Here is an 11,202-nt window from a genome sequence, read left to right as displayed (position 1 = left end):
ATGAATAGCTTTACTGACTTTTCGGTCGAGCCCGCCGCGTGGCAGCTGCGGCCGGGTCCCGGGCCTCATTCCGGCCCAGCTCTCACTCCACCCGCCACCCCACCCTGCCCCTCGCCCACCTCCCCTCCACCTCGCTCACCTCTCCTTTTGCTCAGACATGTGCAAAAGAGTACGATGCGCCTCATGCCGATCACCCATGACCGCGCCACCGCCTCGGAGGCGCCGACAGCTGACGAAGTCCTCGCCACTCTGCCGTGGAAGTGGCACACGCAGGGTGCCATCTTCATCATCGGCGGCCTGGGCTTCATGTTCGATGCCTGGGACGTCGCCCTCAACGGCTTCCTCATCCCTCTGCTGTCCGACCACTGGAACCTCACCATCGGCCAGGCCGCCTGGATCGCCACCGCCAACCTCATCGGCATGGCCCTCGGCGCCGTCGTGTGGGGCGGCATCGCCGACCGCATCGGCCGCAAGCGCGTTTTCACACTGACCCTGCTGTTCTTCTCCCTGTTCACCATCGCCGGAGCCTTCGCTCCGAACATCGGCCTGTTCCTCGCCTTCCGCTTCCTCGCCGGCTTCGGCCTGGGCGGTGCGATCCCGGTCGACTACGCCCTCGTCGGCGAGTTCACGCCACGCAAGCACCGCGGCCGCGTGCTCACCGCGATGGACGGCTGGTGGCCGATCGGCGTGACCCTGTGCGCCTTCGTCTCCGCCTGGATCCTCGACTTCGGCGACTGGCGCCACATCATGCTCGTCATGGTGCTTCCGGCCCTGCTCATCGTCTTTGTGCGCCTCTTCATCCCCGAATCGCCCAAGTACCTCATGGCCGCCGGCCGCCAGGACGAAGCCGACGCAGTGCTCACCCGCCTCATCGAGCGCACAGGCAGCCCGGTCACTGAATGGCGTCACGACGCCATCGAACCGCTGCCCCCGCGCAAGGGCCTGGGTGAATCGCTCTCGGCTGCCTCGGGCCAGATCGCCGAACTGTGGCGCTACTCCGCCCGCGTCACCATCACCGCCTGGCTGCTGTTCGTCTCCGTGCTGCTGCTGTACTACGCGGCCCTGACCTGGCTGCCGAAGATCCTGCGCGAACAGGGTCTGGGCGACCAGGCCGCCTTCCTCGTCACCGGCCAGATGACCGCGATCGGCATCCTCGGTGTCATCGTCTCTGTCGTGCTCATCGAGACCACCGGACGCAAGTGGATGCTCGGGACCACCTCGCTGGTGGCCGCAGCGGCCCTCGTCGTCTTCGCCATCGCGCTGGGCCAATCCGGTGCAGAGCTCAACCTGCTCGCCAAGGTCAGCATCCTCGCCTTCGGCTTCTTCATCCAGATGGCTGTCCCGGCGCTGTACACCTACGTCTCCGAGCTCTACCCCACCCGCCTGCGTGGCTCCGGCTTCGGCTGGGCGTCCTCGGCCTCCCGGGTGGCCACCGGCATCGCCCCGATGATCTTCGGCTCCATCATGTGGCCGCTGCTCGGCCTGACCTGGACGTTCGTCCTCACCGGTGCGCTCGCCGTCGTCGCCGTGACGGTCATGGCTATCTTCGCCCACGAGACCACTGGCCGTGAGGTCGGCTGACCGGTCCCGAGGCGCGGGTTCCGTTTCCGAGGCGTGGGCCCCGTGCCCGAGGTGCGTTCCGTCTCGGCTGTGGCCGGCGCCACAGCAGGAGGCGGCCGAAGCGCGATAGCGTGGAAGTATGAGCAGCTTCCACGCAGAGCACAAGGTCGTCGGCGGCAAACTCGTCGTCGCCGACATCGACACCGACGGTCAGGCGATCACCGCCGCGAAGGTCTCCGGGGACTTCTTCCTCGAGCCCGAAGACGCCTACTTCTCCATCGGCCCGGCCCTGACCGGCGCACCGGTCTCCGCGACCCGCGACGAACTCATCGCCCGACTCGATGCTGCGCTCGCCGCGTTCGGTGATTCCCTGCAGCTGCACGGGTTCTCCACCGGCGACATCGCCACCGTCGTCCGCCGGGCCCTGACCCAGGCGGCGAACTTCACCGACTTCGACTGGAAGGTCATCCACGGCCCCGTCCTGCCCAGCCGCATCAACGTCGCCCTCGACGAAGTGCTGCTCACCGAGGTCGACGCCGGCAACCGGCAGCCGACCCTGCGGTTCTGGGAATGGGAGGACAGGGCCACCGTCATCGGCTCCTTTCAGTCCTATGTCAACGAGCTGCGCCCCGAGGGTGTCGAACGCCACGACATCGACGTCGTGCGGCGGATCTCCGGCGGGGGAGCGATGTTCATGGAGGGAGGCAACTGCGTGACGTACTCGATGTACGTCCCCGACACCCTCATCGCCGGACTCGACTACGCCGAGTCCTACGCGTTTCTCGACCGCTGGGTCATCGCTGCGCTCGCCCGCGAAGGCGTCGACGCCTGGTACCAGCCGATCAACGACATCACCTCCACCGGCGGCAAGATCGGTGGAGCCGCCCAGCGGCGCCTCACCTCGGGAACGGTACTGCACCACGCGACGATGAGCTACGACATCGATGCCGACAAGATGGTCGAAGTGCTGCGCATCGGCGAGGCGAAGATGTCGGACAAGGGCGTGCGCAGCGCCAAGAAGCGCGTCGACCCGCTCAGGCGTCAGACCGGGTCGAGCCGCGAGCACATCATCGAGACCATGATCGAAACGTTCACCAGCATGTACGGTGCCGAACGCGACACCGTCACCGAGGCTGAACTCGCCCGCGCCGAAGAGCTCGTTCAGACCAAGTTCGGCACCGAGAAGTGGACGCATCGGGTGCCGTAGACTGACCCCAAGCCCGCCACGTCACCGAAGGAGCACCGTGCGCCACGTCGAACCCTCCGCCACGCTCATCGCCCGCCCCCAGATCGACTGGGAGGCGATCAACACCTACCTCGCCGACGTCGGCGGCAGCTCCTGGTCTGAGCGCGTCGCAGACGCCGACAGCCCTGATGGCGAGGATCTCGTCGAGTTCTCCGGCCGCATGTGCTACCGCTCCTGGGAGCCGGGACTCAACCCCAATGTCGGGCGCGTGCGCACGGACTCGGCCCAATACCTCGGCAACGTCATCTCCTCTCAGCACGGTTCGGTGCTCGAACACGCCAACTACACCTTCGTGCTGCACAACGTCTCCCGCGTGCTCACGCACGAGCTCATCCGGCACCGCGCCGGCTGCGCGTACTCGCAGGAGTCGCTGCGCTATGTGCGCCTGGAGGAGATCCCCTTCTGGTTCCCCGAGTGGGCGCGCGAGGACGAGGAGCTCATGGAGCGCTGCCTGGCCGTGCTCGACACGCTCGAGGAGCACCAGAAGTGGATGAGCGAGCACTTCAAGCTCGATGAAGAGGGCACGAAGTTCGCGCACAAGAAGCACATGACCTCGTTCATGCGCCGCTTCGCACCCGAAGGCCTGGGCACCGGCATCGTCTACACCGCGAACCTGCGCTCCCTGCGCCACGTCGTCGAGATGCGCACCGCGCCTGGCGCCGAGGAGGAGATCCGGCTGGTGTTCGGCAAGATCGCTGAGATCATGCAGGCCGAGGCGCCGGCGATCTTCGCCGACTACTCCGTCGAAGACGGCGCCTGGCTGCCGGGCACCCGCAAGGCCTGACCGATTCCGACTCATTGATCACCCGCTGACCAGAGACAAGGAGCCGTCATGGCACAGCTGTACGACGCAGAACTCTCACCCGGCAAGCTCGAACTCGTCCAGACCTGGCTGCCGAGCCAGGAGTGGTCCGGCCTCGACGCCGAGGTGCCGCTGGAGGTCGTGACGAGCTACCGGTTCGACGATCCGGCCGGCGAGGTCGGCATCGAGATGCACCTCGTGCGCGCCGCCGACGATGCCGACGGGCCGATCTACCAAGTGCCCGTCACCTATCGCGGTGCCCCGCTGGAGGGCGCCGAGGACGCACTCATCACGACGATGGAGCACTCGGTGCTCGGCAAGCGCTGGGTCTACGACGCGGTGGCCGATCCGGTGTTCGTCGAGCAGGCTCGCCGCACCATCGCCGAGGCGGGCACCTCGGTCGAGGAGATCATCGTCGATGGCGACAACCCCGGTCCGCGCACCGACATCGCCGACGCTCGCGGCACCGGCTGGGACGCCGCGATCGAGGCCGTCGAGGAAGCCGACCTCAAGGTCACCCGCCTCTTAGAAGCCGACCAGCTCGCCGGTGCCGAGACCGCACCCGGCATGCTCGTGGCGACGTGGGATGGGCAGTCCGAGCCGGTCGAGCTCATGCGGCTGGTCTGAGGATAATTAATTGAACTGAGCCCTCGCATAACAGACAGCGGGCGCGTGAGAGCATCTCTCACGCGCTCGCTGTCGTTGTCAGTCAGGCCTGCTGCGCCTCAGTGACGCGGCGGAATCTCGTTGCCGTTCTCGTCGAAGCGCGGCTCCTGGAAGTCCCGGCCCTGCGGGTCGAGTCCCTGGCCGTGATCATGGCCCTGCGCACGCGGATCGAACTCCTGTCCCTGTGCGCGAGCATCGTGCTCGTGCGCACGCGGTGCGGCGTGATCATCGTGCTGACGGTGGCCGTCGCGGCCTAGCTCGTCACGGCCGAATCCTTCGCGATCCCGGTCATCATGACCGAGCCCGTCCGGAGTGCGCTCGTCGCGGCCGAGTCCGTCGTGGTGGCGGCCATCATGACCATGGTGGTCACGGTGGGCAGCGCCAGTGGCACCGGCAGCACCGGCGCCTGCGGCACCAGCCGCACCGGCAGTTGAGCGCTTTCCGGACTTCTCATCGAAATCGGGATCGAGCTCATTGGCCTTGGCCTCGCGGCGCTTGAGCTCCTCGCGCTCGGCAGCCAGCTGCTCCTCTTCGCGGTTGATGGTGCTTTCCTTGCGGTCGGCCTCCAGGCGGGCCTTCTCAGCTTCAAGGCGGCGGTTCTCGACATCGAGCTCACGCTGACGGACGTCGATGTCGTGCTGCTTGTTCTCCTCGCGGAGCTGCTCGGCCTCACGACGCTGCTGTTCGCGGCGGCGCTCCTCCGCGATCCGCTTCTGTTCTTCCTTCTTCTTCGACGCCTTCATCAGTGCGGCGACGATCGCAATGATGATGATGACGCCGATGACTGCGGCGATGATGAGGAGCAAGGTCTGATTGTCCATGAGATGTCCCTCCGTCAAGGAGACTTGGTGCCTCCACTGACACCAGCATAGTCGTCTGACCAGGAGATGTAACGGGTTTCACGTCATCGGGTGCAGGTGTCCCGGCATGCGCCCGGCCAGGGCGCAGATGAGGGACGACAGCGGCTGCTCACGCGAATCCCGGGAACCAGCGCGTGTCCGCAGGCAGCGTCAGCTGCGCGGTTCGATGCCTGCGACAGCCAGCGCATCGAGCAGCTCGCGGCGCAGCAGCTGGGCGCGCTGGCTGAAAGCCTGCTGCCGGCGCATGTACTCAGCCTTGCCCGCCGCCGTCTCGATCGCCACGACCCCACAGCCCCAGGCCCGCACGTCATACGGGCTGGCCTCCATGTCGAGCGTCCGGATATCGCGGGCCAGATCGAACGCAGCGACGATCACCTGCGAGGGCACGATCGGCACGAGCTTCATCGCCCACTTGTACAGATCCATCCCGGCGTGCAGACAGCCCGGCTGCTCCATCGACACCATCGTCTTCCGCTTCGGCGTGAGCGTGTTCAGCGGCCGGGCGGCCGGGGTGAAGAACCGGAACGCATCGAAATGCGAACACTGGATGCGATGGGATTCGACGACCCTGTCGGTCTCCGCCTGGCTCAGCCGCAGCGGCACCTGCCCATGCCGGTGTTCATCAGCTGACTGCCGGTAGACCATCGCCCATTCGTGCAACCCGAAGCAGCCCAGCTGCGCCTCCCGATCCAGGGTTGCCGCCAGCAGGTTCGCGATGAACTGCGCGCCCTCACCCCGGTCGGCCCGCCAAGCTGTGACGTCGACGAAGGCGATGTCACCGGTCACCGCCCACCAGCGGCGGGCGAACTGCTCACGATCTGCCGCCTCGGGGACGGCGAGCCCGATCCCGGCGCCGGGCTGGTAGCGGGCCACCTGCGCAGGCGTGAAGGGATAGTAGGTGAAGAGGAAGTCTTCGACTGGGTGCTTCTCGCCGCGGGCCCGGCGCGCCAGATGGGCGCCCATCCGCTCCTCGACGGCGGCGGCGAGCTCGGCGGCGGCAGCCTTCCAGGCGGCAGTGTCGATGACCGTCTCAGGTGCGCCAGTCGCAGCCGAGCCAGAGGCCGGGGCAGGGGTGGTGTGGATGTGCATCGCATGCCCATTGTCGCAGACGCTCAGCGGCCAGAGCGCTTGGTGCCGCGGGCAGGTGGGGCGGTGAGCGGATCCTCCGGCCAGGGATGCTTGATGTAGCGGCCGCGGTTCTCTGCCCGCACGCCCGGGTAGCCCTGCTGCCAGAATGAGGCGAGATCGGCGGTGACCGCCAGCGGCCGGCCGGCAGGGGAGAGCAGGTGCATAAGCACTGGCACTTGTCGGTCGCAGATGACCGGACTCGCCTGCCAGCCGAAGCACTCCTGCAGCTTGACCGCCAGCACCGGAGCGGCGATCTCGACACCGGCAGGGCCCGCGTCGTTGTCACCGTGGTCCTCCGGTGCCCGATACCGCAGCCGCACCGTGGAGCCGCTGGGCACCTCGACGCGTTCCGGGGCCAGCTCGTCGAACCGGCCGGCTTCTGGCCACGGCAGCAGACTGCGCAGCGCAGACGCCCAGTCGATTCCCGTCGCCGAGGCACCGGCCGCCACCCGGGTCAGCTCGCCATGGCACCATTCTGCGAGCCCGGACTCAAGAGCAGCGAAACGGACATCGGGCCAGGGTGCGCCGAACACGGCATGCAGCAGCCCGAGCCGCCCGCGCAGCTGCGCGAACCCGGGATTCTCACCGATCACCGCGCGTAGCCCGCGCTCGCGGATGAACGCGGCCACCGCCTCGGCGCCGGCATCCGGGTCTGCCTTCACCGGAGTCGCCGACAGCTCGATCGCCCCGAGGCGCTCGATGCGCCGGGCTGAGAGCTTCCGGCCGTCGAAGCGCGTGGCCGTCTCGGTGACGTAGAGGTCGGCGGCGAGCAACTCGGCAGTCTCCCGGTCGAGCGGGGCGGCCGCTCGGATGAGGGCGCGCTGGCCGGCGAGGGACACCTCGGCAACGGCGAGCCATTCGTGGCCGCAGATCCGGGCCTCGAGCGGCAGGGTGGCGCCGGTGCCGGAGGCGAGCAGGTACTCGTCTTCGCTGCCGGGCCGCAACCGGGCGATCCGGTCAGGATAGGCCAGCGCGATGACGGTGGCCACCGCCTCGTCGAGCGGCACCGGACCCGAGGCGATCGCGCCGGTTTCTGCGTCCTCGCCGGTGTCTTCTCTGGTGGTCTCGGCCAGGATCCGGGTGAGCCGGGCGGTCTCCCGGGTGTAGGTGCGCGGGGCCGCGCGGCGCAGCTGCCTCACGGCGGCAACCGCGTCGGCACCCGGGCAGCGCAGGTCCGAGGCCAGGGCGGCGACCACCTCGGCGGCGGCCGCGGTGCCGATGAATGCTGCGCCGTCGAGCAGGCCGCGGGCCATGCGCGGGTCGGTGGGAATCCGGGCGAGCTGCCGGCCGCGGGCTGTCGCGGCTCCGGTGTCGTCGAGCGCGCCGAGCAGCCGCAGCGTCTCAGCAGCCTGGGCGGCCGGGCGATCCGGCAGCGGGTCGGGCAGTTTCAGGCCGCGACCGAACGGCGCGCCCCAGCAGGCCAGGTCGAGGACAGCGGAGGTGAGATCGGCGGTGCGGACCTCCGGCGGGGTGTGGGCTGGCAGCGCGGCACAGTCGGCTTCGCTCAGTGCGCGGACGGCCAGGCCGGGCCCGAGGCGGCCGGCGCGTCCGGCTCGCTGGGTGCAGGCGGCCTTCGAAGCGCGCACGGTGGCAAGGCCAGCGAACCCGCGGCCGGTGTCGAAGTGCGGCACCCGAGCCAGGCACGAGTCGACCACGATCCGCACACCGGGCACCGTCAGCGCTGACTCCGCGACCGAGGTGGAGACGACGACCCGGCGGGAGGTCTCCGTGTCCCTGCGCGGGGTGAGGATCGCGTCCTGCTCCGCAGCAGGGGTGGAGCCGGTGAGCACCCGGACATCGACGGGCACACGGCCGCGCAGCAGCGAAGCCAGGGCTTCGACGTCGCGGATGGCCGGCATGAATACGAGCGCATCGCCGGAGGCCTCGGTGCGGAGAGCGGACTCGACGAGGTCTGCCATGTGGGTGAGGAACTCGCGGGTGATTCCGCGGGCATCGATGGGCCGGCCGGGGCCGGACTGGCAGCGGATCTCAACCGGGTGCAGTGACGAGGTGACGTTGAGGACCGGGCCGCCGATGAGCTCAGCCCACCGCTCGGCTTCCAAGGTCGCTGACATCGCCACCAGCGTCAGGTCCGCGCGCAGGCCGGTGGCATCAACCGCGAGGGCGGCGGCGAGATCGGAGTCGAGGTGGCGTTCGTGGACCTCGTCGAGCACGATCGCGGTGACACCCTCAAGCCCGGGGTCGGTGAGCATCCGGCGCAGCAGCACGCCGGTGGTGACGAACTCGATGCGGGTGGACCGGGAGACCTGCGCATCCTCGCGGACCGTATAGCCGACCGCCTCGCCGAGGCGGGTGCCGCTCAGCCGCGCGAGCCGGCGGGCAGCCGCCCGGGCGGCCATCCGGCGCGGCTGGGTGACGATGATCCGCCCGGCCGGCAGCAGCTGGGACAGTGCCGGCGGCACGACAGTGGTCTTGCCGGTGCCCGGCGGTGCGGTGATGACCGCCCGCAGACCGGCAGTCGAACCGGCGTGACGTTCGCCCAGCTGAGGGATGAGCGCAGACGCCGGCAGGCGGGAGGCGATGGCGTCGAGGTCGAAGGAGTGCACGGCTTCAACCTAACGGATCGTCCGGTTGCAAAGCCGGGGAGGCCGGCAGTGAGGCTGCGGAGACTGGCAGTGCCCGGGCCTCCAGAATCCTGCCAATGAGGCAGCTCACTTTTTGTCACTGTCTGCCGAGTGATTCGGAACAGCCGCCGCGCATGCTTGTTCATAGCAGTGAAGTTCTGCCAGACGCGAAGGCGCGTCGGCACACGAGAAGCAGGGGTGAGAATGACTCAAGGCAGCGCACGGATCCGCATCGGGATCGATACCGGCGGCACATTCACCGACGTCGTCGCGTTCAACGAGGACACCGGCACGCTGACGACGACGAAGACCCCGTCGACCCCAGCCAACCCCGCTGACGGGTTCATCAACGGCATCGAGAAGGTCCTCGCCGAACTCGGCGCCACCGGCAGCGACGTCGCCGCTGTCTCCCACGGCACGACGGTGGCGACGAACCAGCTGCTGGAGGGCAAGCTGGAGACGATGGGCTTCATCACCACCGAAGGCTATGAGTTCGTCCTCGAGATCGCCCGTCAGGCCGTGCCCGACGGCTACGGAAACTCCTACTTCTGGGTCAAGCCCGAACGCATCGTCACCGCCGACCGCGTCAAGACCGTCGGCGGCCGTCTCGACTTCGAAGGCACCGAGGTCCGCCCGTTCGACGAGGACGGCGCCAGGGCTGTCGCCGCTTGGTTCCGCGACGCCGGCATCAACGTCCTGGGCGTCAACTTCCTGCACGCCTACGCCAACCCGGCCCACGAGCAGCGGATGCGTGAGATCCTCACCGAAGTCCACCCCGAGGCGATCGTGTCGCTGAGCTCCGAGGTGCTGCGGGAGTACCGCGAATACGAGCGCTCGATGACCACCCTCGTCGATGCTTCTGTCAAGCCGAAGGTCTCCCGCTACGTCGCCAACATCCATGAGCGCCTCGATCAGTTCACCGGCGCCGAGCACGGCGACCGTGAGCCGATCCCGTTCTACATCATGAAGTCCAACGGCGGTGTGCTCTCCGCCGACGAGGTCGTCCACCAGCCGATCACCACCGTGCTGTCCGGGCCGGCGGCAGGCGCCCTCGGCGCCGGCCTCATCGCCCAGGAAGCCGGGTTCTCCAAAGTCCTCACCTGTGACGGCGGCGGCACCTCCACCGACGTCACCGTCATCATCGACGGCGAACCGGCGCTCACAACCGAGGGGTCGGTGGGTGTCTACCCGTCGAAGATCCCAATGATCGACGTTGTCACCGTCGGTGCCGGCGGCGGTTCGATCGCCTGGACGACCGAAGAGGGTCAGCTCAAGGTCGGCCCGCAGTCGGCTGGCGCCGATCCGGGACCGATCTGCTACGGCCAGGGCGGCACCGAACCGACGATCACGGACGCCCACCTGCTGCTCGGTCGCATTCCGCCCCACCTCCTCGGCGGCGAGATCCCACTCGACGTCGAGGCCGCCCGCACCGGCATCGAAGAACTCGCCGGTCGCCTCGGGCTCAGCGTTGAGAAGTGCGCGACCGGCATCTTGGAGATCTCCGCCTGGAACCAGGCGAATGCGCTGCGTCAGATCTCCGTCAAGCGCGGCCTCGACGTCCGTGACTTCATGCTCGCCTCCTTCGGCGGCTCCGGTTCGCTGCTGGCCTGCCGGCTCGTCGACATCCTCGACCTCGCAGGCGTCATCGTCCCGCTCAACCCCGGCAACGTCTCTGCGTTCGGGCTGCTGACCGTCGACGTCAAGAACGACTACGTGCAGACGCATGTCGCCAAGGACGAAGGACTCGACCTCGGCACCATCGACAGCATCTTCACCGCTCTGCAGGATCGTGCGGCAGCTGCACTCGACGCCGAAGGCTTCGCCGCCGCCGACCACCGCTACGACCGGTCGGCTGACCTGCGCTACTTCGGCCAGGCCTTCGAAGTCCGCGTGCCGGCACCGGCCGGGGAGATCACCCGTGAGTGGGCCGATGAGGTCACCGACGCCTTCCACACTGAGCACCGCCGCCTCTACGGCTACGACTTCAAGGGCGATGGCGACCAGTTCGTCGAATGGGTCAACCTGCGCGTCTCCGGCATCGGCCCGATCCAGCGGCCAGAGCTCGCCAAGCTTGGGGAGGCCTCTGCCGCCCAGCCGCTTCACGACAGGGCGCTGGCCAGCCAGCGTCAGGTGTGCTTCGACGCAGACGACGGCTACGTCACCGCCGACGTCTACTGGCGACCTGAGCTGCTTTCCGGAGATGTCATCTCGGGTCCGGCGATCATCGAGGAGTTCGGTTCGACCGTGCCCGTGCATCCCGGCTTCACCGTCCGCGTCGATGACGCCGGCAACCTCGTCATCACCCGCAGCTCATCCGCCGACCAGTCCTGAGCCCGCGCCGAAACCAGAAGGAGA

General features: G+C 68.4%; 8 protein-coding genes. 5 read left to right on the top strand and 3 right to left on the bottom strand.

Annotation, left to right across the window (positions count from 1 at the left end):
• Positions 1–183 precede the first annotated feature (183 nt).
• The 4 genes from B4E96_RS13095 to B4E96_RS13080 all read left to right on the top strand — a co-directional run bounded on the left by B4E96_RS13095 (position 184) and on the right by B4E96_RS13080 (position 4,235).
• Positions 184–1,581 carry an MFS transporter gene (locus tag B4E96_RS13095; RefSeq protein ID WP_286957953.1) on the top strand — a complete coding sequence of 466 codons (1,398 nt, stop codon included), beginning with the start codon at positions 184–186 and terminating at the stop codon, positions 1,579–1,581.
• Positions 1,582–1,699: 118 nt separating this feature from the next.
• Positions 1,700–2,767 (top strand): lipoate--protein ligase family protein, encoded by a 1,068-nt coding sequence (locus B4E96_RS13090; protein WP_286957952.1) that lies wholly within the window; start codon positions 1,700–1,702, stop codon positions 2,765–2,767.
• A 37-nt stretch (positions 2,768–2,804) separates the two neighbouring features.
• Positions 2,805–3,590: an FAD-dependent thymidylate synthase gene (gene thyX / locus B4E96_RS13085; protein ID WP_259834742.1), complete on the top strand. Its 786-nt coding sequence runs from the start codon at positions 2,805–2,807 to the stop codon at positions 3,588–3,590.
• Positions 3,591–3,638: 48 nt separating this feature from the next.
• Positions 3,639–4,235, top strand: coding sequence for a CG0192-related protein (locus tag B4E96_RS13080; RefSeq protein ID WP_286957951.1), 597 nt, complete (start codon positions 3,639–3,641; stop codon positions 4,233–4,235).
• A gap of 98 nt (positions 4,236–4,333) precedes the next feature.
• Here the strand turns inward: B4E96_RS13080 and B4E96_RS13075 are convergent, their stop codons facing one another.
• The 3 genes from B4E96_RS13075 to hrpB all read right to left on the bottom strand — a co-directional run bounded on the left by B4E96_RS13075 (position 4,334) and on the right by hrpB (position 8,829).
• Complete coding sequence (locus B4E96_RS13075) at positions 4,334–5,095, bottom strand: hypothetical protein (RefSeq protein ID WP_286957950.1); 762 nt, start codon at positions 5,093–5,095, stop codon at positions 4,334–4,336.
• Positions 5,096–5,284: 189 nt separating this feature from the next.
• The gene (locus tag B4E96_RS13070) at positions 5,285–6,223 is read right to left on the bottom strand and encodes a 3-methyladenine DNA glycosylase (RefSeq protein WP_349680665.1); all 939 of its coding nucleotides are present in this window, start codon (positions 6,221–6,223) and stop codon (positions 5,285–5,287) included.
• 23 nt (positions 6,224–6,246) lie between these two features.
• On the bottom strand, positions 6,247–8,829 hold the full coding sequence (gene hrpB, locus B4E96_RS13065) for an ATP-dependent helicase HrpB (protein WP_286957949.1): 2,583 nt from the start codon (positions 8,827–8,829) through the stop codon (positions 6,247–6,249).
• Positions 8,830–9,051: 222 nt separating this feature from the next.
• Between hrpB and B4E96_RS13060 the strand changes: the two genes are divergently transcribed.
• Positions 9,052–11,178 (top strand): hydantoinase/oxoprolinase family protein, encoded by a 2,127-nt coding sequence (locus B4E96_RS13060; RefSeq protein WP_259797438.1) that lies wholly within the window; start codon positions 9,052–9,054, stop codon positions 11,176–11,178.
• Positions 11,179–11,202: the final 24 nt, after the last annotated feature.

Origin of the sequence: Brevibacterium sp. UBA7493, from assembly GCF_002479565.1 — a bacterium.
Taxonomy (GTDB): domain Bacteria; phylum Actinomycetota; class Actinomycetes; order Actinomycetales; family Brevibacteriaceae; genus Brevibacterium; species Brevibacterium luteolum.
Note: the sequence above shows the minus strand (reverse complement) of the source record. Positions and strands in the feature narration are given on the sequence as shown.